Annotated in this window: 12 protein-coding genes, 2 tRNA genes and 2 rRNA genes (1 of these 16 cut by a window edge); 5 read left to right on the forward strand and 11 right to left on the reverse strand. The window is 31.1% G+C overall.

Annotation, left to right across the window (positions count from 1 at the left end; all coding sequences use genetic code 11):
- The 6 genes from H0I28_RS07000 to H0I28_RS07025 form a co-directional block, all read right to left on the reverse strand.
- Positions 1-149: ribosomal RNA gene (locus H0I28_RS07000) — 23S ribosomal RNA — on the reverse strand; it reaches 2,736 nt to the left of the window's first position.
- 168 nt (positions 150-317) lie between these two features.
- Positions 318-391, reverse strand: a tRNA-Ala gene (locus H0I28_RS07005).
- An 81-nt stretch (positions 392-472) separates the two neighbouring features.
- Positions 473-546 (reverse strand) — tRNA-Ile (locus H0I28_RS07010).
- An 84-nt stretch (positions 547-630) separates the two neighbouring features.
- A 16S ribosomal RNA gene (locus H0I28_RS07015) occupies positions 631-2,148 on the reverse strand.
- Together the 16S and 23S rRNA genes with 2 tRNA genes alongside form the textbook arrangement of a ribosomal RNA operon.
- 1,445 nt (positions 2,149-3,593) lie before the next feature.
- On the reverse strand, positions 3,594-4,208 hold the full coding sequence (locus H0I28_RS07020) for a LysE family translocator (RefSeq protein WP_218761150.1): 615 nt from the start codon (positions 4,206-4,208) through the stop codon (positions 3,594-3,596).
- A 55-nt stretch (positions 4,209-4,263) separates the two neighbouring features.
- Positions 4,264-5,298 carry a quinone-dependent dihydroorotate dehydrogenase gene (locus tag H0I28_RS07025; protein WP_218761151.1) on the reverse strand — a complete coding sequence of 345 codons (1,035 nt, stop codon included), beginning with the start codon at positions 5,296-5,298 and terminating at the stop codon, positions 4,264-4,266.
- A gap of 257 nt (positions 5,299-5,555) precedes the next feature.
- On the opposite strand from H0I28_RS07025, the gene H0I28_RS07030 reads away from it, so the two are divergent.
- Positions 5,556-6,449, forward strand: coding sequence for a transporter (locus H0I28_RS07030; protein WP_218730833.1), 894 nt, complete (start codon positions 5,556-5,558; stop codon positions 6,447-6,449).
- Positions 6,450-6,536: 87 nt separating this feature from the next.
- Here the strand turns inward: H0I28_RS07030 and H0I28_RS07035 are convergent, their stop codons facing one another.
- Positions 6,537-7,805 carry an exo-beta-N-acetylmuramidase NamZ domain-containing protein gene (locus H0I28_RS07035; protein ID WP_218761152.1) on the reverse strand — a complete coding sequence of 423 codons (1,269 nt, stop codon included), beginning with the start codon at positions 7,803-7,805 and terminating at the stop codon, positions 6,537-6,539.
- 4 nt (positions 7,806-7,809) lie between these two features.
- Between H0I28_RS07035 and H0I28_RS07040 the strand changes: the two genes are divergently transcribed.
- The 4 genes from H0I28_RS07040 to H0I28_RS07055 all read left to right on the forward strand — a co-directional run bounded on the left by H0I28_RS07040 (position 7,810) and on the right by H0I28_RS07055 (position 18,674).
- Positions 7,810-9,045, forward strand: coding sequence for an ABC transporter permease (locus tag H0I28_RS07040; protein WP_218761649.1), 1,236 nt, complete (start codon positions 7,810-7,812; stop codon positions 9,043-9,045).
- Positions 9,046-9,559: 514 nt separating this feature from the next.
- The gene (locus H0I28_RS07045) at positions 9,560-13,711 is read left to right on the forward strand and encodes a hybrid sensor histidine kinase/response regulator transcription factor (RefSeq protein ID WP_218761153.1); all 4,152 of its coding nucleotides are present in this window, start codon (positions 9,560-9,562) and stop codon (positions 13,709-13,711) included.
- A 421-nt stretch (positions 13,712-14,132) separates the two neighbouring features.
- Complete coding sequence (locus H0I28_RS07050; RefSeq protein ID WP_254712852.1) at positions 14,133-17,117, forward strand: SusC/RagA family TonB-linked outer membrane protein; 2,985 nt, start codon at positions 14,133-14,135, stop codon at positions 17,115-17,117.
- 18 nt (positions 17,118-17,135) lie between these two features.
- Complete coding sequence (locus tag H0I28_RS07055; RefSeq protein ID WP_218761155.1) at positions 17,136-18,674, forward strand: RagB/SusD family nutrient uptake outer membrane protein; 1,539 nt, start codon at positions 17,136-17,138, stop codon at positions 18,672-18,674.
- 248 nt (positions 18,675-18,922) lie between these two features.
- On the opposite strand, the gene H0I28_RS07060 is transcribed toward H0I28_RS07055, so the two are convergent.
- The 4 genes from H0I28_RS07060 to H0I28_RS07075 all read right to left on the reverse strand — a co-directional run bounded on the left by H0I28_RS07060 (position 18,923) and on the right by H0I28_RS07075 (position 25,458).
- Entirely contained in the window at positions 18,923-20,473 is a 1,551-nt protein-coding gene (locus H0I28_RS07060; RefSeq protein WP_218761156.1) for a RagB/SusD family nutrient uptake outer membrane protein, read from the reverse strand.
- A 28-nt stretch (positions 20,474-20,501) separates the two neighbouring features.
- A complete protein-coding gene (locus H0I28_RS07065) occupies positions 20,502-23,672 on the reverse strand; it encodes a TonB-dependent receptor (RefSeq protein WP_218761157.1) in 3,171 nt (1,056 codons plus the stop codon).
- Positions 23,673-23,825: 153 nt separating this feature from the next.
- Positions 23,826-24,767 (reverse strand): FecR family protein, encoded by a 942-nt coding sequence (locus H0I28_RS07070; RefSeq protein WP_218761159.1) that lies wholly within the window; start codon positions 24,765-24,767, stop codon positions 23,826-23,828.
- A 112-nt stretch (positions 24,768-24,879) separates the two neighbouring features.
- Positions 24,880-25,458: an RNA polymerase sigma factor gene (locus tag H0I28_RS07075; protein ID WP_218730841.1), complete on the reverse strand. Its 579-nt coding sequence runs from the start codon at positions 25,456-25,458 to the stop codon at positions 24,880-24,882.
- Between the last annotated feature and the right edge of the window lie 486 nt (positions 25,459-25,944).

The following is a 25,944-nucleotide window of genomic DNA, read 5'->3' on the forward strand; positions in this document are numbered from 1 at the left end:
GACATGTCTTCAACATGCCGGGTTGCCCCATTCGGATATCTACGGATCAAAAGGTATGTGCCCCTCCCCGTAGCTTTTCGCAGCTTATCACGTCCTTCGTCGTCTCTGAGAGCCTAGGCATCCGCCATACGCCCTTACTTAACTTATTGTACTTTTTGCTACAGTATGTTTCCATACTATAATGAACTCTTTTATATTTTTATAAAAAAATTTTTGATTAGATTGCTCTAATCGTTCTCTATCTATTTGATTCTTACGATATCATTTTACCAATATGTCAATGAACTTGTGGTCTATTTACTTGAAATTGACCGTTGTGGAGAATATCGGAGTCGAACCGATGACCTCTTGCGTGCAAGGCAAGCGCTCTAGCCAGCTGAGCTAATCCCCCATTATGAAATTCAGAATAAATCCTAAATTATGAATGTAGAATCCTCTTACTTCCAGAATTTCCTTAGTATTTAGTTATTTGTAGTCCCGGGCAGACTCGAACTGCCGACCTCTACATTATCAGTGTAGCGCTCTAACCAGCTGAGCTACGAGACTATAATAGCTTAAAATACTTATATTATAAAATTAACAGCAAAGAGTAAAAATGACCTTTTTTTGTAACTCACCATCTTTCTCTAGAAAGGAGGTGTTCCAGCCGCACCTTCCGGTACGGCTACCTTGTTACGACTTAGCCCTAGTTACCAGTTTTACCCTAGGCGGCTCCTTGCGGTGACCGACTTCAGGCACTCCCAGCTTCCATGGCTTGACGGGCGGTGTGTACAAGGCCCGGGAACGTATTCACCGGATCATGGCTGATATCCGATTACTAGCGATTCCAGCTTCACGGAGTCGAGTTGCAGACTCCGATCCGAACTGTGATATGGTTTATAGATTCGCTCTCTGTTGCCAGATGGCTGCTCATTGTCCATACCATTGTAGCACGTGTGTGGCCCAGGACGTAAGGGCCGTGATGATTTGACGTCATCCCCACCTTCCTCACTACTTGCGTAGGCAGTCTCGTTAGAGTCCCCAACTTTACTTGATGGCAACTAACGACAGGGGTTGCGCTCGTTATAGGACTTAACCTGACACCTCACGGCACGAGCTGACGACAACCATGCAGCACCTTGTAATCTGTCCGAAGAAAACTCTATCTCTAAAGCTGTCAGACTACATTTAAGCCCTGGTAAGGTTCCTCGCGTATCATCGAATTAAACCACATGCTCCACCGCTTGTGCGGGCCCCCGTCAATTCCTTTGAGTTTCAGTCTTGCGACCGTACTCCCCAGGTGGGATACTTATCACTTTCGCTTAGTCACTGAGCTAATGCCCAACAACTAGTATCCATCGTTTACGGCGTGGACTACCAGGGTATCTAATCCTGTTCGCTCCCCACGCTTTCGTCCCTCAGCGTCAGTACATACGTAGTAGACTGCCTTCGCAATCGGTATTCTGTGTAATATCTATGCATTTCACCGCTACACTACACATTCTATCTACTTCCATATGACTCAAGTCAACCAGTATCAAAGGCAGTTCCATAGTTGAGCTATGGGATTTCACCTCTGACTTAATCGACCGCCTGCGGACCCTTTAAACCCAATGATTCCGGATAACGCTCGGACCCTCCGTATTACCGCGGCTGCTGGCACGGAGTTAGCCGGTCCTTATTCTTACAGTACCGTCAAGCTGGTATACATACCAGTGTTTCTTCCTGTATAAAAGAAGTTTACAACCCATAGGGCAGTCATCCTTCACGCGGCATGGCTGGGTCAGAGTTGCCTCCATTGCCCAATATTCCTCACTGCTGCCTCCCGTAGGAGTCTGGTCCGTGTCTCAGTACCAGTGTGGGGGATCTCCCTCTCAGGACCCCTACCTATCAAAGTCATGGTAAGCCGTTACCTTACCATCTAACTAATAGGACGCATAGCCATCTTTTACCAATAAATCTTTAATTAAGTCTTGATGCCAAAACTCAATACCATGGAGCATTAATCTTCATTTCTAAAGGCTATTCTCCAGTAAAAGGTAGGTTCTATACGCGTTACGCACCCGTGCGCCGGTCGTCATCTGTGCAAGCACAATGTTACCCCTCGACTTGCATGTGTTAAGCCTGCCGCTAGCGTTCATCCTGAGCCAGGATCAAACTCTTCATTGTATATTTTAAATATTTTAATGAATAAGTTTCAAAAGAATTTGTTTAAATAAATCTAAACATGGTTATTCTACTCTTTAATTACGCTGTCAATTTCAATATTTTCAATGAACTTTGCTTTAATCTTAAAAAGCAACTTAAAAGCTACTCCCTAAATAAAACTTTGTAGAAATGTTAGACTCGAACTAACTGACTCTTTTAAGAGTCATTCCAAATTTTCTTTGATCGTTTTCGCTGTATTTCTTAGCGGCTGCAAACATACAAACTATTTCTAATCTGACAATAAAAAATTAAACTTTTTTTTTAATTTCTTTTTGCTTGCTCTAAAACTAAAAAACTCCTGAACGTTTTTGCCGAAAATTTCGGACTGCAAACATACAACTCTTTTTAATTATAAACCTAAGGAAATTGTTATTTTATTTTTAATAAAATTTTGACATTTTATCTAATTAAAATACTAATAATCACCTTACTTACAACTCCTCAATGAACGTTGCTAACTGTGTAATATTACTGTTAGCGGGTGCAAACTTACAACTCATTTTTAATCTAACAACTATTTTTTTACCTTTATTTTAATTTAATTTTACAATGCGTTTTAAGACACTTGTTTTTAACTGTTTATGAAGAAAGTTTTTTTGAGGGTATTTTTTGACCGATATGAACATTGAGGGTTTTTCTTAGAAAATCCCATATTTTAATCTAAACTTCACCTAAAACACCAAAGAGTTCTGGGTTGAATTTTGAAAATATCGTGTATTTATTATTACATTCTTTTAATTCTTCTTCTTAGTTACGGGTTTTTATTCTAAAAAAAAGCTCCATTATTATAATAATCCTGTATTTAACCTCTATAGATACTATTCATCTAATCTATTTATAACTTTTTATTCTTAATACTTCTTCTAAAATAGAAATATTAGTCTATTATATAAGATTGTAATTCTTAAAATGAGTCTAGAAATATTCTTTTTAAGCACATAGCAACATAGTTTTGTTCTCTCACTTATAAATAGTTTTTGAATAATTCGAATAAATCATCGTTTAAAAACACGTAAAATCTTCGGTTAAACGAAGTCTGAACTTATTTTAAGAATCTAATAGCTCTCGACTGCGCTCGAACTGACAGTATATTGAGATCCTTAAAAATTGGTTTTATTTACTTATCGATAAATTTCTATATATAAAGTAGTCTTTTCGAAATAAAACTTAAGCTGGTACATACTCGTGTTAGGGATTGAAACGGCATCCTTTTTATATGTTTATTAATGCGATAGCAGAAATAAGCATACAAAAAGATATAGTGAAAAGCCCGACCTTTTTTTTCTAGATCTTCTTTAAATTGATGTTGGTCATTAAATAAAAACGAAACTTATATAGTATTAACTAAAAAAGGGAACACCCAAAAGAGAATATTTGTCCTTTTGAATATATGTATTTAATTATTCTTATAACAAAATCATAAATGCAATGAAAGTAAATACAATTATTTGTCCCCATTTTAGATACACTCCTACTTTAGCGTGTTCTTTTAAATAGCTAGAAATACTGCCTGCTAAAATTGCTATGATTGTAAATACTAAAAAAGACACCACAATAAAAAGAGCGCCTAAAGTATAAAACTGAACAACGCTTGACATCGTTTTAGAAAACAAAAACTGAGGAAAAAATGCTAAAAAGAATAAAGCAACCTTAGGGTTTAATACATTCATTATAAACCCCTTTTTGAATAGTTTAAATGTAGACTCTTTTTGAATATTGGTATTGGACAAGACTATTTCAGCATCACTTTTATAGACTTTGTACGCTAAAAAGAGCAGATAACTTGCTCCTAATAATTTAATGATAAAGAAGAGACTTTCATTTTCTTTGATGATTGCAGATACTCCGAAAGCAACTAATGTAGTGTGCACCAAACAACCAGACATTAAGCCTAAAACTGTAGCGATACCATATTTTGTTCCGTTTACAATACTCTGTGTTAGTACAAAAATATTGTCTGGACCTGGAGAAATTGCTAAAATAGCTGTTGCAAAGGCAAAAGAAATCAAAGTTTCTACCATAACAATTAAGTTCTTTTAGGTAAGTAAATTGCTTTATTAAACTTTTAGTTAGACTTTAAGATTGTTTTAGAATTGCTTTATTAATTCGTTTTACCAAACTTGGTCCTTCGTAAATAAAACCTGTGTAAACTTGTACTAAATCTGCACCTGCATTTAGTTTTTCTAACGCATCTTTTTCTGAGTGAATACCTCCTACTCCGATTATAGGAAAAGCTTTTTTTGAGGTATCTGCTAAGTATTTAATTACAGCTGTACTTTGGTTTTTAACGGGTTGACCACTAACACCACCATTTCCTATTTCTGATAAACGTTCTTTTGAAGCTTTTAGATTTTCTCTATTTGTAGAAGTATTTGAAGCAATTACACCATCAATTTTTGTTTCATGCACCAATTCAATAATTTCATCTAACTGGATATTATTTAGATCCGGAGCAATTTTTAATAAAATTGGTTTTTGTACTTTTTCTTTATTATTAAGATTCTGACAAGCAGAAATTAATTCTAATAAATAGTCTTTATCATTTAGTTTTGCATGGCTACCTACATTTGGACAGCTTACATTTAATACAAAATAATCTACATATGGATGCAATTCTGTAAAAACCTCGCAATAATCTTGCGTATAATTTTCTGGAGTTGTTGCTGTATTTTTACCAATGTTTCCACCAATAATAACTTGTCCTTTATTCTTTTTTAGGTTTTTAATGGCAGCTTCCATTCCGTCATTATTAAACCCCATTCTATTTATAATTCCTTGATCGTCTTTTAATCTAAACAACCTTTTTTTAGGATTACCAACTTGTCCTTTTGGTGTCACGGTTCCTATTTCTATAAATCCGAAACCAAAATTTGCCAATTCACTATACAAAACTGCATTTTTATCGAAACCTGCTGCCAAACCTACTGGATTCTTAAAGGTTAATCCGAATAACGTTTTTTCTAATCGTTTGTCATCAACCACATATAAACTTCTGAATACAGAAGAAACAAAAGGAATTTTACAAAGGTTTTTGACTAAAGAAAAAGTGAAGTAATGAATTTTTTCTGGATCGAATAAAAAGAAAATCGGTCTTACAATAGATTTGTACATGCTTTACTAGAATTATTTTAAGTAGCTTATTTCTAGTTTTCAAAATTACAAATTTTATAATGATAAATCTCTAAAACCTATTTCAAATAAAAAATCAAAAAAAAACTTTTAAAAAAAAAATTGATAACACACTCAAAAAGAGGTAGAAATAAAAAATATTTTCTTTTCTATTTTTCTATTTCAGAAAAGAAAAAAATCATCTTGTAATGTAAATAATTAGCATTCGACAAAGAAACCTAACTATTAAAAAACATAAAATGAAAACAAGTAAAATAGTATTAGGATTGGTTTTTGGACTAGCTTTAACAGCACAAACTAATGCACAAGGATTGTTAGATGGTTTTACTCCAAAAAAAGGTGATTTATCTGTAACAGCTTCTTATACCTCTAGTAATTATGAAAAATTTTATGCAGGAAAAACTAAAATGGATGCAGTGCCTGCACATAATGAAATTGATCAAAACATATACAGTTTATACGCAAAATACGGTATTACAAACAAATTATCTGTTGTTTTAAATGCACCTTACATTTCTGCAGAAGGAAATGGTATTGCAGATCCTTTTAACGGAACTAGTAAACAAGATGGTTTTCAGGATATTTCTGTTGGATTAAAATATAATGCGTATACTTTTGATTTTGATAAATTAAATTTAGATGTTATAACGGGTTTAAGTGTTGATATTCCTACAGGTTATGAAGCAAACGGAATTTTATCTCTTGGTAATAATACATTTTCTACGAACCTAACTGCTGGTTTACATTTACAAAATAATGATGGTCTTTTTGCTACTTTTTTAAATTCTTACCAATTTAAAGGAGATGCAGATAATACTTCTGGTGGAGCTGATTTTGATGTACCAAATGCTTATTATGCAACAACTAAAATAGGATATGCAAGTTCTTTTATTTATGTAGAAGGTTGGTTAGATTATTTAGCTTCAACTGATGGTGTCGATATTAGTGATGCTACTTTTGGAGGAAATTTCCCTGAAACTAAAGTAGAATACACAAGATTAGGTGCAACTATTTATAAAAACATTATTCCAGAATTAGGAGCTAGCGTAGGTTTTAGTAGCGTAATTGACGGTCGTAATATCGGTAAATCGACTAACTTTTCTGTTGGATTAACTTACAACCTTAACATATAGGTTTCTTTTAATACCATTAAAAAAGCTCGTAATTTCTTACGAGCTTTTTTATTTTAAACTATTTTATAACTTTTAAAGTTCTTTTTTTTACTGATAAATCAAGTACTTACTTCGAACTTCTTTAAATGCATCTAAATCTTTCTCCCAAGTTTTTCTGATGTCAGTTTCAGAGATCCCTTTTTCTATTTGTTGTTGCAGCTTTTTGGTACCTGCTAGTTTTGTAAAGAAATTATTAAAAAACTCATTAGAAGAATTCTGTTTGTAAGCCTCTAATAAAAAAGACAAGTCTAATTTATTAAGTTTTTCTGCTTCTTGTAAATTTTCTCCATAACATAATGTGTTTTTATATTTTGGATATTTAGCGCCTTCATTTGCTTGTGGAGTAAAAGTAAAATCGCTTTTTGCTAAATACGGAGAACCATAAATTTGGAACTGCATTTCTGTTCCTCTTCCTGCAGAAACATTCGTTCCTTCGAAAAAGCACAAACTAGCATAGAGATTTATACTTTTATCATTTGGTAAATTTGGTGACGGTTTTATCGGTAAACTATACTCCGTTTGATGATTGTAATTATCTACAGGTATTACTGTTAAATCACACTTAATTCCGTTTTTAAGCCATTTTTCACCATTTATCATTTTTCCATATTCGCCAATAGTCATTCCATAAACTACAGGAACTTTATGCATTCCCACAAAAGATGTATGCTCTAGTTCTAAAACAGGACCATCTATATAATATGCATTCGGGTTTGGTCTGTCTAACAAAATCACTTGGATTCTTTGTTCTGCGCAAGCTTCCATTACATAATGTAAAGAAGAAATATAGGTGTAAAAACGAGCACCTACATCTTGAATATCAAAAACTACAACGTCAATTCCTTTTAATTGTGCTGCTGACGGTTTTTTATTTTTACCGTAAAGCGATATAATTGGTAAACCTGTTTTGGTGTCAAATCCGTCTTTTACAACCTCGCCAGCATCTGCTTTCCCTCTAAAACCGTGTTCTGGTGCAAAAACTTTTTTTACATTTATTCCATTATAGTTATGTAAATAATCTACCAAATGATGCGTAACTTTTTTAGACCCCATAACATTAGGCGCTACTTCCGCTCTCTGAATAACAGACAATACAGAAGTTTGGTTTGCAACAATTGCTACATTTTTACCTTTTAATAAACTGAGATACAAATGGGTGCTTTCTGCACCTACTTTAACAGTTTCTTGTTCTCTGTTACTCCCTACTTTTAAACCTGTACTTTTAATTGATGTAATTTGAGCATAACAAATCAGCTGAAAATTCAGCATTAGAAATAAGAATAAATATGTACTTTTGAAAGGTTTAAAATCTATCATCAATTTGAATTACGAGTTATTTATTGCAAAACGCATTATTGCCGGTAAAAAGTATAAAAATAGCATATCATCTCCAATAATAAAAATTGCAATCACAGCAATTGCATTGGGGATTATTATTATGCTCATTTCTGTTGCAACTGGTGCTGGATTGCAATATAAAATTCGTGATAAAATGGCTGGTTTTAAAGGCCATGTTCAAATTATTAATTACGATGCTAATAATTCTGATGTTTCAACAGTGCCTATTGATAAAAACCAAGATTTTTATCCGAAGTTTAAAGATGTAGATGGAATTAAAAACATTCAAGTTTTTGCTAATAAAGCTGGAATTTTAAGAACAGAAACAGAATTTGAAGGCATTATTTTTAAAGGAGTTTCTACAGATTACGATTGGACTTTTTTTACAGAGTATTTAGTTGAAGGTAGAACCCCAAACTTTAATCAAGATAGAACCAAAGAAGTTTTATTGTCTCAAACAATAATGAATCGTTTACAACTAAAATTAAACGATACTGTTTTAGCTACTTTTATAAAAACCTCTACTAGTAAGCTACCATCAAACAGAAAATACACCATAGTAGGAATCTATAATTCTGGTTTTGCTGAATTTGATAAAAACATGATGATTGGTGACATCAGAGAAGTCCAAAATCTAAATAAATGGACAGAAAATGAGGTTGGAGGCTTTGAAATTATTTTAGATAGTTTTGATAAAATTGAAGAAAAAGGAGAAGAAATTTACAGTAATATTGGTGCAACTTTAAACAGTAAAACTATTTTAGACAGTTACCCAGCTGTATTTGAATGGATAGAACTTTTTGATAATAATGTATGGTTTATTATTGCCATTATGATCTTAGTTGCAGGCATAAATATGATTACTGCCCTACTCGTTTTAATTTTAGAACGCGTACAAATGATTGGTATTTTAAAAGCCTTAGGAAGCACAAATACAAGCATCCGTAAAATATTTTTATACAACGCCTCTTACCTTATTTTAAAAGGGCTTTTCTGGGGAAACATTATTGGTTTATCTATCCTTTTTATACAATATTACTTTGAGCTAATTACATTAAATCCGGAGACCTATTATGTAACTACAATGCCTGTTTACATTTCTCTAAAAGCTATTTTATTACTAAATATTGGCACGTTAATTATGTCTTTTTTAATGCTGATTATTCCATCATATATAATTACTAAAATTCAGCCTTCTAAATCTATAAAGTTTGCTTAAATCTCTTTTTTAAAACAATATTCTTTATTTAATTTGTTTTTTAAAATTTCACAACGCTTTAATTAAATGATAATTACGGTATCCCTATTTAAAATTTAAATAAGGCAAAGAGAAAAACAATAATACTTATAAATAAGTATTATTGTTTTTCTCTTTTATAAAAGATTTATACAACAAGAGTAGTACTTTTAATCCCTGTGAATCACTCCATTATATTTAATTCTAAACTAGGAAGCAACATCTCTTTCATTAGATGTTTAATTTGTTGCACTTAAATTTATTAACTAAAGCTATCTTTAGAACTAATTTGTAAAGCTTCCCCTAGTTTCATGTTAAAAGTTGATTACATTTATAATTAAATAATAACATTCCAAAAATAGATTATCTAACTACCTATTATTTAGATAAAAAAAAACGGATTTTTATTAAAACATCCTCCAAATAAATAAAAAATCAACTTGAAATAATTAGGTTTAAAAATGTAATATTACAGTAACTATTAAATTATTAGTTTATGAAAAAACTCTTGGTTTTAATACTATTTTTGTCTTCCATAATTAACTATGCACAAAAATCTTATAAAGAATTTCAGTTTGTAAATATTAAGGAAGGCATACCTAAAGTGGGCGTCTCATCTATTGTACAAGACAACCAAGGGTTTATTTGGATTGGTACTACTGGAACTGGTTTATATAAATTTGATGGTATAGACTATACTCCTTATAAATTTGATTTTGAAAACACTCATTCTTTAAGCAATAACTTAGTACAATGTCTTTTTTTAGACAGTAAAAATAGACTTTGGTGCGGAACAGAAAATGGATTAAATTTATATGATAGAGATTTAGATCATTTTAAAAAAGTACAATTAAACACTAATCTTAACTATAAAGAAAATGTATTAGCCTTAGAAGAAGATGCTGCAGGTAATTTGTTAGTAGGAACAGACAGAAAAGGTCTTTACAAATTAGACATTAATACACTTTTAACAGAAAGAATTTTAAATAAAAAGTCTCCAGATTTATCAATTACTAGTATAAAACACACAAAGCAAGGCAAAACTTTTGTAGGTACAAACCTTGGTTTAAAAGAAATTGATTTTATACATAATAAACTAATTAATACTAGAGTTTTTGCAGGTGATGAAAAATCTATAAATCACTCAATTTCTAACCTGTATATAGATGCAAAAGATAATTTATGGATTGGCTTTGAAAGAGAAAATGGTATCTACAAATGTGACCTTACTAATGATAGAAATAACAATATAATACGTTTAAATAAATTTGATATTACATCGAAAAAAATCATGAAAATAATTCAATTATCAGATAGTACATTGATGATTGGAACAGAGAATGATGGTCTTTTTCATTTAGAAGAGAATGGCGATATTATTAAAAATTATGTTTCAAATAAAACAGAAGAAAACAGTATTTTACATAACTCTATTTGGGAACTTTTTATAGATAAGAATGATAGAATTTGGATGGGTTACTTTAACAGTGGTGTTGCCGTTAGCGATAAACTCTATGATAAATTTAAAGATATAAAAAGCTTACCTAATAAAAATAATTCGTTAACAATACCCTCTGTTTCAAGTGTTGTAAAAGACAAAACTGGTAATTTATGGATCTCCACAGATGGCGGTGGTATTGATATTTACAACCCTATAAACGCTAAAATAACTCATATCAATAAAGAAAATAACACTGTTTATTCGGGACTTAATTCTAATTACATTGTGAGTTTGTTTTTAGATTCTAAAAATAATTTATGGGCAGGAAGTTGGGATAGTGGTATTTATCTTTTAAAAAATGGATCTAAAAAATTCATAAATTTCAGTAAACATAATGCTGTAAAAAACTTTAAAGCAAATACGGTAAGAAGTTTTTCGGAGGATTCTAAAGGTACCATTTGGATTGCTACTTTTTTTGAAGGACTACACTCCTACACCCCTACTACAAACACCTTTACAAAATTTAATTCTGAAGAATTTGTAGCTCATAAATCTTTATGCAATAAACTTATGGTAGTTTTTGTAGATTCAGAAGATGTTATTTGGGTAGGAACTCCCGATGGTCTGTTTAGAATAACAAGATTAGAAAATAACACCTTTAATGTTGTTTCTCTAAAAACTAGAATGCAAAAAGAGTATGGGCACTTATCTGACGTCAGTCATATTTTAAGTATTTATGAATCTTCTAAAAATGAAATTTGGATTGGAACAAGAGGAGCAGGACTTTGTAGGTACAATAAAAAAGAAGACACCTATACATGGTATAATAAATCTAAAGGTTTTGAGGAAGAGAATATCGCTGCAATCATAGAAGATAATGATAAAAATATTTGGGTTAGCGGTAATTCTGGTCTTACAAAAATTGACATAGAAGAAGAAAATTTCACTAATTATACATCAAATGACGGTTTACTTTCTAATGATTTTAATTTTGGAGCAGTTTTAAAAGATGAAAAAGGTATTTTGTATTTTGGTAATTTTAAGGGGTTAGATTATTTTAATCCAAAAGAAATAGCCACAAATGCTAGCTTGCCTTCTCTACATTTTACAGATTTTAAATTGTTTAATGAGAAAGTAATTCCTCTTACTGAAAACTCTCCATTAGAAAAAGTTATTTCAGAAACAAAAAACATTCAACTTTCACATACGCAATCTGTATTTACCATTGAATATACTGGCTTGAACTATACAAGACCAGAAAAAAATAATTATGCTTATTATTTAGAAGGTTATGAAAATACTTGGAATTACGTTGGACATAAACGAAATGCGACCTATACAAATTTAGATCATGGAGATTATATTTTTAAACTCAAAGCCTCTAATAATGACGGTGTTTGGAGTAACATTCCATTAGAATTAAATATTACCATTCTTCCACCTTGGTGGAAAACCAATTGGGCAATATTAGGTTATATTATACTGTTTTTATTATGCATTTATTTACTAAACAGCTTAACTCAACAAAGAATAAAAGAAAAAGAAATATTAAAAAATGAACGTTTAGCACAAACTCAAAATGACGAATTGAATCAAAAGAAACTTCAATTTTTCACAAATATTTCTCATGAATTTAGAACACCGTTAACACTAATTATAAACCCTATTAAAGATATTATTAGTAACAAAGAATTAGACCTACCACAAAGTGTTAAAAATAAACATGCAATCATTTACAAAAACACAAACAGACTTTACAGATTGATAAATGAGTTAATGGATATTAGAAAATTAGAGCATAATAAGATGAAAATTAGAGCCTCTAAAATTAATTTAATTGAGTTTTCTAAAAACATTGCGAACTATTTTCAAGAAGAAACAACCAATAAAAACATTTTATTGAGTGTAGATTCTGATGTACCAGATTTAAGTGTTTGGGCTGATGAAAAGATGTTAGAAAAAATCATATTCAACCTCTTATCTAATGCCATAAAGGCAACTCCAAAAGGAGGTGCTATAAATATTGATTTATTTTCTAATCACAAACGATACCTTTTACCTTTAATTGATAAAAAGCAACCGGTGGAAGTAATAGAAATAGTAATTTCTGATACCGGAACAGGATTAAACGAACAAGAAGTTGAAAAAATATTTGAACGCTTTTATCAAGTAGAAGATCAAAACAAAACCTATATCGGTGGAACCGGAATTGGTTTAGAAGTAGTAAAGAGTTTTGTGTACCTCCATAAAGGAGATATCAATGTAGAAAGTAAAGTAGGTTCTGGCACCACATTCAAAATACTATTACCAACTGGTAATGCTCATTATACAAAAGATCAAATTATATATGAAAATGAGAAGAAAGTAAATATAAAAGAACAATTCTTATTAATTACCCCAGAAGACACAGAAATTCCAACTACAGAAGCATCTAAACTAACTAAAACTAAGACCATTTTAATTGTTGAAGATAATATAGAATTACTAGATTATTTAAAAGTAGAATTAAGTAAAGAATACAAGGTTTTTGTTGCTGGTAATGGTAAAGAAGGCGTTAAAATGGCAAAAGAAACCTTACCAGACGCAATTATTACAGATGTTGTAATGCCAGAAATGGATGGGTTTGAATTTTGTAAAACAATAAAAACAGATGCCTCTACAAGCCATATTCCTGTAATGATGTTAACTGCAAGAACAACCATAGAGAATAGAATTGAAGGTATAGAAAATGGTGCTGATGCTTACATGATAAAACCATTCGATTTAAAATTATTAAAACTTCGTTTGTCACAATTAATAACAAGTAGACAATTAATTTTCGATAAATTTTTTGGAGCAATAAGTGGTGCTGATGAAAAAATAAACTCTAACTCAATTGATAAAGAATTTATACAAAAACTATTAGAATATATAAATAACAATATTTCAGATTCTAACTTAAGTGTAGAGGAGTTGGCATCACAATTAAAACTAAGCAGGAGTCAATTATACCGAAAAATAAAAGCTATAACAGGTCAGACTGTAAATGAGTTTATTAGAAAAATAAGATTAGAAAGAGCCAAACAAATTTTAGACTCTGGTAGAGGTAATATTAGTGAAGCTTGTTTTAGTGTTGGCTTTTCTTCTCCCTCTTATTTTTCTAAATGCTTTAAGGCTCACTTTGGTATCTTACCTTCTGAAATAGAAATTAAAAAAGAAACTAATTAACACTATTAAAACACTTTACATCTTTAAAAAGATCATTTTTAAGTGTACTTTATTTCTCAATAAAATAGTGCTATAAAACAATTGTTGCGTCAAATGAATTAAATGTAGCATACGTGTTAAATAAAGGTTAAATAGCTACAATTGTTTTAAAAGCTGTTTTTTTTGTGGTACAAAATATTGATTTGTTCTTATAAATTTGAAGAGTACGACAATGTTTATGGAACAGAAAAAGTTTAAAAATAAAATATTTTACGAGGTACTATTAGTAATTATTATGTTATTACTATTGGTAGTATTACTTAATTTATAACACTATTTTTTAGTTGCTACATTGTTTATCAAAACAAGTATTTTAATTAACCAATTAATATGAATGATGATAAAATTTAAAGTCACGATTATTGCATGCCTAATGTTATGTATGCAGAATGTTTTTTCGCAAAGCAAGACAATTACTGGTCAGGTAACGGATTCCGCAGGAAACACTTTACCAGGAGTATCAGTTGTAATTAAGGGAACTATTAAAGGTACAAATGCAGATTTTGAGGGAAATTACTCAATAGCCGATGTTTCTCCAGACAATGAGTTAGTTTTTTCTTATTTAGGGATGAATTCTCAAACAATTCTTGTTGGAACCAGTACAAAAATAGATGTAATTTTACAAGACAACCTAGAGTCTTTAGACGAAATTGTAGTTGTTGGGTATGGTAGTAAGAAAAAAAGTTTAGTTACTGGAGCAATTTCTAGTATCGATTCTAAACAAATTAAAAGTTCTTCTAATCAAAGAGTAGAGTCTGTATTACAAGGTAGAACATCTGGTGTTACGGTATCGTCTTCTTCTGGTTCACCAGGTTCTGGAGCAAAAATAAGAATTCGTGGTGCGGGTTCTAGTGGTAATTCAGAGCCTTTATTTATAGTAGATGGTATGAAAGCTTCATCTATTGCAGATATTGCTCCATCAGATATTGCAAATATCGAAATACTAAAAGATGCTGCTTCTGCTGCTATATATGGTACAGAGGGTGCTAACGGTGTGGTTATAATAACAACTAAAAGAGGACGAAAAGGAGGGTTACAAGTGTCTTTTAATTCTCAAATAGGTGTTCAATTTTTAAAAACAGATATGGAGTTAATGAATGCTTCACAATTTGTTCAGTACATGAATGAAGCTGGATTAACAAGTGTAACAGACAATGGATATGATACAGATTGGATTGAAGAAACCTTCTCTCCTGCCCTTATGCACAGAAATGACATTAACCTATCTGGAGCCACAGAAAAATTTTCTTATTTTACTTCTGCCTCTCATTTAGATCAAGATGGTATTGTTGGCAATGGAAACTCTTCTTTTAAAAGATCTACTTTTAGAGTAAACTTAAAAGGTGATGTTGCTAAATGGTTAGAAGTAGGTGTTAACTCTACCTATTCATCTTCAGATAAGAGTGGGATTCAAGAAAATAGTGACACTAGAGGTGTAATTCAAAATATGCTAATTTTAGATCCACTAACACCTGTCACTTATGCTAACGGTTCCGTACCTCAATCTGTTATAGACCGTTCTAACACAAATGGTGTTCCGGTATTAAAAGATGCAAATGGTAACGTTTATGGATACCCAAGTTACTCTACTGGAGAGGTTGTAAATCCTGTTGCCTATGCAAATAACATTAACAAAACTACTGTAGATGCTTATCAATTTTTAACCTCTGCTTATTTAAAATTTAAACCTTTTGAAGGCTTTTCTTTTACAACAAGATTAGGATATGACAAAAATCAATGGGACACAAGGAATATGATCAATCCATATTATGTTTCTTCAGAAGCCTCTAACACAACGTATTCTGGTTCTCAAAACGTTGTTGAATCTAAAAGATGGTTATGGGAAAATTTTGCTTCTTATGAGAAAGCCTTGGGAAATCATAATTTTGTTTTATTAGCAGGGTATTCTGCAGAAGAAACAAGAGTAACAACACCAACTTCTAGAAGTGGATCTGCTTCTATTGTAGATTTTATTGGCTTTAATTTTGACTTACCAGAATTTAACACTCAAGTAAATCAAATAGATCCATCTCCAGATAATATGGTATCTATATTCGGTAGACTTTCTTATGATTATTTAGGAAAGTATTTATTTGAAGCTTCTATTAGAAGAGATAAATCAGATAAATTTCCAATAGCAAATAAAGCGGGTACTTTTCCTGCATTTTCCGCAGGTTGGGTAGCTTCAAATGAAGATTTCTGGAATAGAGAATCTAAAATAGATTATTTAAAGTTAAGAGCAAGTTGGGGGCAAAATGGAAGTAGAAGTAACTTAAATGGTAACTCAGATAAAACATATATTACCTCAATAATTAACGGACAAAATATTGATTATTTAGGAAATATAGGTGCTCAAATTACAGGATACTCAAACCTTAACTTAGTGTGGGAAACTTCAGAACAGTTAGATTTGGGAGTAGATTTAAGAGCGCTAGATAACAAGCTAACTTTCGCCGCAGATTATTACAAGAAAACAACTAGAGATGCTATTATTAACGACGGTTCTTTAATTACACCTGGTTCGGCAGGGTTTCTTTCTAATGAATTTAATTCTGGTACCATAGAAAATAAAGGTTTCGAATTTGAGTTAGGCTATGGAGATACTACACAAAGTGGACTTAGCTACAATATTAATGCAAATTTATCTACTCTACAAAACAAAGTAACAGAGATTCTATTTGTACCAGAAGGGACTTCTCTTGCAGGTGCAGGTGCTCCTCAAAACCCAGACGGAATTACAAGGTTTACAGAAGGGCAGCCTTCATGGTATTTCTATGGATACGAAACGAATGGAATTGATACTGCAACTGGTGAAGTTATAAAAGTAGACACCAATAAAAATGGAAGTATTACAAATGCTGATAAAACAAATATAGGATCACCGCATCCAGATGTTCTATTTGGAGGAAACATCAGTTTAGCGTATAAAGCGTTTGATTTTAACCTACAATTTCAAGGAACATTGGGTAATGATATTATTTCAACGTATCATCAACCGTCTAGACCAATTACCAACAAACCAGTACATTTCTTTAATGAAAGATGGACACAACCAGGTGACGTAGCTTCCTACCCAGGAGCCGCAAATGTAATTGCCTCATATGACACAGATTTAATGGTAGAAGATGGCTCTTTTATGAGAATTAAACAAATTCAATTTGGATATTCTTTGCCAGAAAACACTATTGAAAGAATGCATATTAACAACTTAAGGTTTTACGTTTCTTTAGATGACTTTTTCACCTTTACAGGTTACAAAGGCTTAGATCCAGAAATTGGAAATTTCAACTATAATTCTATTGGTGTAGATAGAGGTTTTTACCCTACGGCAGCAAAAGTAGTATTCGGACTCTCTTTAGACTTTTAATAAAAACACATACATATTATGAAAAAAACAATTTTAACAATTATTGGAGTTCTTTTTCTAGGGATTATATCTTGTAGCGAAGAATTTACAGAAAACCCAAGAATAAATGTTGATGATTTAGACACCTTTTTTCTTGAAGAGGAAAATGTAGAATCTGCTGTTATAGGCATCTATGATTTAATGCAATTTAATTACGCTGTAGACTGGAGTAGTGTCTTTTTAGTAAAACTACTTCCTGGAGACGATGCAAATGCTGCTGGAGGTAATGCAGACGATCAATCTCAACTGCAAGCTATAGATGATTATGTAGATGTATCTTCTTCTAATGCTTCGATAACTAGTATTTGGGATCTTTTTTACAGAACTATCTCATTATCAAACCTAGTCATAAACAACATTGCAGATAGTGATTTAAGTAACAAAGACAGAGCTTTAGCTGAAGCTAAGTTTATGAGAGCTTGGTGTTATTTTGAATTGACAACCATGTTTGGTGAAGTTCCTTTAAGATTAACAGTACCAGAAAAAGCTGAAGATTTTGGAATCGTAAAATCATCAAGAGCAGACATATACACCCAAATTGAACTAGATTTAACAGCTGCTATTGCTGATTTACCCGGAAAAGGAACGTCAGATAGTTTTAGAGCAACTAAAGAAACTGCAGAAGCATTAATGGGTAAAGTGCTCGTTTTTCAAGAAAAGTATAGCGAATCAATTCCATATTTTGAATCTGTAATTAATAATCCTGCTATCGATTTAGAAGCAAACCCCGCAGATGTTTGGAGCATTAATCATGAATTTGGAAAAGAATCATTATTCGAAATAGGATATATTTCTACAACTGCAAGAGATTGGGGTAACTTTGCTTGGGGAGGTAGAAATGAAAGTAATCTACACATTCAATTAATGGGACCAAGAGGAGACGGAATCTTTGATCTTACAGGTACAGACCTTATTAATGGATGGGGATTTAACTTACCGTCAGAAAAATTAATAAATGCTTTTGAAGATGCAGGAGACACAGACAGAAAAGCAGCAACTATTATGACAGAAGCTGAATTAATTGATGCAGGCGGAAGTGTAAATGCTTCACTAGCTACAGGAGGAGTAATTTGGGATTATGAAGGAGCTATAAGAATAAAATACGCAACAAAATCTGAAGACACAAGTGAAGACGGTATTAAAGAATTAAATTACAGCACTAATTTTAGGTTATTTAGATATGCAGAAGTTTTATTATTAGCTGCTGAAGCATATAATAAAGACGGGCAAGACTCTAAAGCAAGAACAGAATTAGATAAAGTTAGAAATAGAGCTGGTTTAAGTAATATTAATAGCAACACTAGTGGTACCGATTTATTTGATGCTATTGTCAATGAAAAATTCTTAGAATTAGCACATGAAGGTCAGCGTTTTTGGGACTTAGTGAGATGGGGAAAAGCAGCAACAGAATTGTCTGGCACAGGCTACACTTCTAAAAACGACCTATTCCCTATTCCTATTACAGAAATAGATAAAAACTCAGAATTAACAATTGCAGATCAGAACCCAGGATATTAACAATTAACAATTTTAGTCCCCCAATTTTATTCTAAGAAGAATAAGGCAGCATAAAAACTAATTTTATGCTGCTTTATTTATTAAAAAAACAAAACTTCAAGATCCTTTTTCTTCTGAAATTATCGTATCAACTTCATATTATTCAATCAAAAATAATAGAGAACAAACCTTATTTTAGAAATATAATATACCTCTACCTAAAATAACTTTAAAGAGAGGTGATATTATATTAAATCTTTTTATGGTTTTTAATACCCAGAATTTTGCACAAAATTTTCATTTTTATTCATTTCATCTTGAGGAATTGGTAACAAGTATCTAAACTCATTAAAATTAGATTGAGGTTCTAATCCATCAATATTAAAAACTTCGTTTCCTAAATCTAAACGAACAATATCGTACCATCTTTTAAATTCAAAAGCAAGCTCTACACGTCTTTCTTCTATAATGGTTGTTCTTAAATTTTCTTTATTGATACTAGCATCAACATCTTCTGGATAGCTTGAAGCCATATAAACACCATAGCCACTTCCTTCAAAATTAATAGCACCTGCATTTCTTGCACGTTTTCTAATTTGATTTAAATATCCAACAGCTTCGGTAGTTAAACCTAATTCGTTAGCAGATTCTGTAGCAATCAATAAAACTTCTGCATATCTAAAAGCAACAAAATCTAAATCAGATCTCCATCCTGCAGTAGTTCTCCCTTCTCCTGGAAATCTATTAAACTTTGCAATATGTGGTCTTGCTATTTCAAAATCAGTATAAGGTTTTACAACATCGGTACCATCATCTAAGATTAGAGAATCTGCTAAACTTACTTTTAATCTGTAATCTCTAACATCCCAATTATTATAAACATTAATGTGAGGTACTAACATACTCCATCCTCTTATAGGTTTCACTCCACCTTCTACTCCATTAAATGGCCCAACTTTATTATCGTTTTCATAAGTAACCGGATTAGGATTTTGCCCAGTTTGATTATTCGTAAAATCTATTGTAAAAATATCTTCTGTAGAAACCCACTGTTCACTATTTCTAAATATATTTTGATAATCATCTTGTAAAGCATAGTTTAATTGACCAGCATTATCAATTACCCATTTCGCATTTTCATAAGATTTCTCCCAATTACCTAGCGTCAAATATATAGACGATAAATAAGTAGCAGCTGTACCTTTAGACGGTCTAGATTTTACACTTCCTCTAGAAGTCATCTCTAAATGATTAAAAGCAAACGTCATATCTTCTATAATTTTAGCATACACTTCTTCTTTAGTAGCTTGTTTTATACTTAAAGGATCTGCAATATCTGGATTATCGATATAAGGAATGTTACCATAAAGTCTTACCAAATGATAATACAAAAATGCACGAACAAACCTTGCTTCTCCTTCTGCTAGAATTTTCTCTTCTTCATTTGTATCATTTAAAAGACCAATTCCTTTTATTGCTGTATTGGCTGTTGCAATTGTTTGATATGAAGATGCCCAAACATCGTTTACATAAGAGTTTGTTGGCGTTACTAAAAATGGACTAAACTCGGCATAATCACCAAATTCATATCCGTTATCTACCATGTCACTCATTAATTGTAACGGAACTGTAAGTCCGGCTCCGTAATAACTAGAAGAAGCCATTAAGCCATATGTACCATCTATCATTGGGTATACATCTTCTACTGTATTAAAAAATCCTTCAGGAGTTAAAGAGCCTTCTGGTGTTTCATCTAAATCTACACAACTAACCATAAAAGTTAAAACAGCTAAGGCAGATAATTTTATTATATTATTCATAATTATAATTTCAAATTTTTATTAAATACTAAAATTCTATGTTTAACCCTAAAGTGTAAGATTTAACGCTTGGGTAACTACCATAATCTAATCCTATATTACTACTAGAATTACTATAAGATACTTCTGGATCTATCCCTTTATAATCTGTAATTGTAAATAAATTTTGTCCACTTAAATATAATCTAGCAGAAGACAGATTAATTTTAGATAACAATGCTTCTGAGAAATTATATCCTAAAGAAATATTTTTTACTCTAATATAACTTGCATCATCTACCCATCTGTCTGAAGTAACAAAGCTTCTACTAACTCTTGCTTCTGGAATATCTGTATCTGTATTTGTAGGCGACCAACGATTAAGTGCTTCTGTAGTAACATTTGTTCTACCGTTTAAAGCACCTAATTCCATTAAAGTATAATTTAATATTTCTCCACCTTTAGAACCTTCGACAAATACATTAAGACTGAAGTTTTTATAACTAAAATCATTATTCCAACCCCAACTAAAATCTGGATGTGGATCTCCAATAACGGCTCTATCATCATCTGTTAAAGCGCCATCTCCGTTAAGGTCTTTAAACTTTTCACCTCCAATTTCTTCTCCACCAACAAGTACATCATCTGTAGTTTGTACAACACCATCATAAAGATATCCCCAAAATTGACCAACAGATAAACCTTCTCTTAATAACTGTGTAGTTCCTGCTCCAGACAACGGTGATGATGAATAAAATATATCATTCCCATCAGTATCATTATCAACTAGTTTTATTATTTTGTTTTTATTGAATGAAATGTTAGCGTACGTTTTCCATTTTAAATCTCCTTGTAGAATAGTTGCATTTACAGCAAATTCAAATCCTTTATTTTCTACGGTACCAATGTTTTGTAACTGCGTTAAAAAACCTGTATAATTGGGTGTTGGTACATCAAATAAAAGATCATTGGTCCTCATATTATAATAATCTAAAGTAACACCAAATCGATTTCTTAAAACCTGAAGATCTAACCCAATATTAGTTTGTGTAGTGGTTTCCCAAGTTAAATCGTTATTAGAGATTGTAGACGGTCTTATAGCTGTAACTGTACTACCTTGTACTGTAGAAAAAACATCTGTAAATGATGCTAAAGATTGATAAGGACTAATTGCCTGGTTACCAACTTGACCATAACTCATACGTAGTTTTAATAAGTTGATGACGTTTGATTCTGATAAAAATTGTTCTTCAGAAATTTTCCAACCAAAAGCTGCTGATGGAAAAAAACCATACTTATTATTTGCTGCAAATACAGAAGCTCCTTCTTGACGCCCAGTAAACGTAAATAAATATTTATTGTCTAAAGTATAATTAATTCTACCAAAGAAAGCTTCAAAAGCAGTTTCTGATAATTCTGAATCTACAGAAGCAGGGTTTGTTCCTCCTCCTAAATTCCAAAAAGAAAAAGAATCCGAAATAAAACCAGAAGCAATTATATTAGATGATTCTGATCTATCTTTTTGTAAAGAATAACCAGCCATAATAGAAAAATCATGCTTTTTACTGATAGTTTTATTGTAAGTTAAATAATTTTCGTTGATAAAACTTGTACTCTTTTTTGTGCTAAAAGTAGCTTCACCACCTACACTATTCCCCCTATCTAAAGTTGTTGGGTAATAACGTCCGGTTCTAGATTGATTGATACTAACACCTAAAGTCGATTTAAATTTTAAATCTTTAAAAAGTCCAACTTCTGCATATACATTTCCCTGAAACAAATCTGTAATTGTCTCATTTTTATACTCTTTTGCTAAAGCATACGGATTATCAATAGGATAACCAATAATACTTAAAGAATTGTCTCCATTTTCATCTGTAACTCCTTGTGTTGGCGAAAATTTATAAGCTCCAGAAATTACACCTGTTTGTGCTGCATCTCCTCCTTCTTGACTTTTAACTCCGTTTTTATTAGTTCTACGAACAAAAATACTTGAACCTAATTTTACAGATTCTGATACCTTTAAGTCTAAATTAGAGGTTATAGAGTATCTATTAAAATCTGAATTTTCTACAATTCCTTTTTGATCAAAAATAGAACCCGATAAATAATAGTTTACTTTTTCAGTTCCTCCAGAAGCAGATAGTTGATAATTTTGAACTCCGCCGGTTCTATATATTTTGTCTTGCCAATCTACTCCTTCTCCTGTAAATTCGGACACAAAGCTAGGGTCTAATTCTTTAATAAAAGTTGTAAACTGATCTGCGTTTAATAAATCTAAACGATTGATCTCTTCATGCGTTGAGTAAGAAGAAGAAAAACTAAATTGTGTTTTTCCCTTTGCTCCTCTTCTTGTACTTATTATTACCACTCCGTTTGCACCTCTTGCACCATAAATTGCTGTAGAAGAAGCATCTTTAAGAATTTCCATCGCTTCTATGTCTTCCGCCGGAGGCATAACTCCACCAATAAAACCATCCACAACAATTAAAGGATCATTACCCGCATTTATAGAAGTATTTCCTCTAATTTGAATGCTATAATCAGAACCTGGCGCACCGTTTGTAGATTGTACCGTTACACCTGCAGCTCTTCCTTGTAATGCTTGTGTTGCATCCATTACTGGAAAAGCAACCAAATCTTCTGAGTCGATAGAAGAAACAGAACCTGTTAAATCACTTTTTTTAACACTTCCATATCCTACAATTACAACCTCATCTAAACTAGATGAATCCATTATTAAACGAACAGAAATTTCTTTTTTTCCGTTTAACGGAACTTCTTGTGTTACAAAACCTAAATATGAAACTACAATTACAGCATTATTAGTAGAAACTTTTAATGAAAATAGCCCATTAAAATCTGTTGTAACTCCATTATTTGTTCCTTTTTCGAGAATAGTAGCTCCAGGTAAAGGTTCTCCCATTTCATCTACAATATTTCCCGTAATTACCACTTTTTGTAGTGGTTGTTTAGGTTCTTTTATTTTACCAATTAAAATTTCATCTCCATTTACTTTAAAATCAAACTGAGCACGTTTACCTAAGTCTTCTAAAATTAAAGTCAATGATTTATTTTTATAAACAGCACTGTATTGATTGTTATTCTTGGCAATAAAATCGCCATAAGTAATATTATAATGAGTTACATTAGCTATTTTGTTTAAAATTTTTACTAGTGTAGCTCCTTTTTCATTTAGAGTTAAATTTATTGTATTCATATTTTTAGATGCTCCAAACATCTGAATCGTACTAAAAAAACATACAAATAGTAATACTTGTACTGTTTTACTGTGATTTTTCCTCATTTAATTAAGTCTTAGTTTTTACTTTGTTTTAATGTAATTCTTATGATTTTTATTTAATTATTATCTCTATTTTTTCACTATTTCAACCATATTATTATTTTTGATTAGTTTTACTTCGTTGATAAAATTGATACGCTCTAATAAATTATCTAATGTTTCATTTTTAGATAATTTTAATGAATAGAAGTACTCCTCTTTAAGGTTATCTGTTTTAAAAACAAATGGAATTTTATATAACTTTTGAAGCTCTACTACTAACTCTTCAATTTTTATTTTTTCTAAAACCACTTCTTCTTTCCTCCAAAGGTTTGTTACTTCTGCATTTACCTCTTTCTTATAAAGTCTATTTGTATTCTTTTTATAAATTACTTTTTGGTTAGGTTTGATAAATACAGATTCTTGTTTAGATGTTACGTTTACCAAACCTGCATTAACTACTACTTCTGTAGTATTTTTTGTTTCTCTTATATTAAAAGAAGTACCTAAAACTTTGGTTGTAATTTTACCAGATTCAATAACAAATGGTTTCTTTGGGTTTTTAGTTACATCAAAAAAAGCTTCCCCTTTTAGCTTTACTAACCTAATTGTATCATTAAAATTTTTAGGATATTCTATAGAACTATCCCCATTTAAAACAACTAAAGAACCATCTGGTAAATAAACTTTTACCTGCTCGTTTAAATGAGTTACTTTTAAAACTTGTGCTGTTTTATTCTGATTTCCGAAAAATAAAATTCCTTTATTGTTACTTACAGAATAAAAGTTAAAACCTAATAGAAAAACAATAGAAGCTGCAATTGCCCAACGCCAAATTATTTTTGGCTTTTTATTTTTCTCTATTCTTTTGTAAATTTTGTTTTTAAGGGAAAGATTGTATTTAAAATCCGCAGGATTTTTTCCGCCTTTTTGCATTTCATCGAAAAAAGATTCTACACTTTCAATTTCTTTTTGCGTAGCGGTTCCTTCTTCGTATTTTTTTAAAATAATTTTAAAACTCTGTTCTGTCATAGTGTACTTATATATTGGAAAATAGATTCCTCTACTGTTAAGTACCGAGATTTTAAATGTCCCCTATGTTTTTATTTGAAATTAAAGTTTTGTTAACCTAGATAACACTTAATTAACATTGTGCAGATACAATGCCTATTAACACAAATTGAAGTAACATCATTTCTGAATTATAAACTCCTGACTCTCGTAAAATTTTTAAGGCTTTGCTTATTTGGTTATCAACTGTACTTGTAGAAATATTTAATACAGAAGCAATTTCTTTGTAACTTAAACTCTCTTTAAACCGAAGTTTAAAAATCTGAAGACATCTTTCGGGCAACAAGTCGTCGGCTAAAACATCTATTTTTTTTATCAGTAATACTTTATTTTCTTCTATTTTTTCACTTTCTGCTGTATCATCAAAATTTAAAATAGCTTCCATTTTTTCTAACAAAACTTCTGTAAAAGGTTTATTACGAAGTCTTTTTGCACATTGAAATTTAACAGCTTTAAATAAATAGGCTTTATAATGTTCTATTGATAAATTGTCTAAGCGATTCCATAAATCTAAAAAAACTTCTTGCGTAACATCTTCTGCATCTTCACTAGAACGTAAAATATTATTCGCATACCCAAATAATTGATACCAATACTCATTGTAGGCCTTATTGTAGTCTTGCTTCTTACCCATAAGTTTAATTGTTATCATCTTTATATTTTACAAAAAAAAAGCATTTAACCGCAACTACTAACAAGTATATATTATCATTCCGTTAAATCATAAATTAAAAATTTTAGACAATAAAAAACACTTGTTATTAAGCTTTTTAAACACTTACAAGAACACTAATACAACAAAAAGTAATATCTTAAAATTCATCTCTAATAAAAAAATCAGACTCTTTTAAAGTTCTAAATAAGAGTACTTAAAATAGGTTTTGTTCCTATTTTAGTTATAAATGAATATACGAAGCATCTATAATTATAGTTTTAATAAACAACTTCAGAATAAACATTTACTTAACTAATTGTTAATCTAAACATAACAAAAAAAAATAAAACACTAACTACCAATAAGTTAAATTAATTAGATTTAAATTAAATATTCGTTACGCCCTCTATTGTCAACATGTTTAGTAGTTCTTGTTTTTAATTTTTCGAAAAATCATTTGCAAACAGATTATATACATTTGCC

The sequence above is a fragment of the Polaribacter sp. AHE13PA genome (assembly GCF_019278505.1).
GTDB lineage: Bacteria > Bacteroidota > Bacteroidia > Flavobacteriales > Flavobacteriaceae > Polaribacter.

What these genes read in the sequence shown, in the direction of transcription:
- H0I28_RS07020 (WP_218761150.1), bottom strand. Translation starts at nt 4,208, where the DNA reads ATGGTAGAAACTTTGATTTCTTTTGCCTTTGCAACAGCTATTTTAGCA.
- H0I28_RS07025 (WP_218761151.1), bottom strand. Translation starts at nt 5,298, where the DNA reads ATGTACAAATCTATTGTAAGACCGATTTTCTTTTTATTCGATCCAGAA.
- H0I28_RS07030 (WP_218730833.1), top strand. Translation starts at nt 5,556, where the DNA reads ATGAAAACAAGTAAAATAGTATTAGGATTGGTTTTTGGACTAGCTTTA.
- H0I28_RS07035 (WP_218761152.1), bottom strand. Translation starts at nt 7,805, where the DNA reads ATGATAGATTTTAAACCTTTCAAAAGTACATATTTATTCTTATTTCTA.
- H0I28_RS07045 (WP_218761153.1), top strand. Translation starts at nt 9,560, where the DNA reads ATGAAAAAACTCTTGGTTTTAATACTATTTTTGTCTTCCATAATTAAC.
- H0I28_RS07050 (WP_254712852.1), top strand. Translation starts at nt 14,133, where the DNA reads ATGCAGAATGTTTTTTCGCAAAGCAAGACAATTACTGGTCAGGTAACG.
- H0I28_RS07055 (WP_218761155.1), top strand. Translation starts at nt 17,136, where the DNA reads ATGAAAAAAACAATTTTAACAATTATTGGAGTTCTTTTTCTAGGGATT.
- H0I28_RS07060 (WP_218761156.1), bottom strand. Translation starts at nt 20,473, where the DNA reads ATGAATAATATAATAAAATTATCTGCCTTAGCTGTTTTAACTTTTATG.
- H0I28_RS07065 (WP_218761157.1), bottom strand. Translation starts at nt 23,672, where the DNA reads ATGAATACAATAAATTTAACTCTAAATGAAAAAGGAGCTACACTAGTA.
- H0I28_RS07070 (WP_218761159.1), bottom strand. Translation starts at nt 24,767, where the DNA reads ATGACAGAACAGAGTTTTAAAATTATTTTAAAAAAATACGAAGAAGGA.
- H0I28_RS07075 (WP_218730841.1), bottom strand. Translation starts at nt 25,458, where the DNA reads ATGATAACAATTAAACTTATGGGTAAGAAGCAAGACTACAATAAGGCC.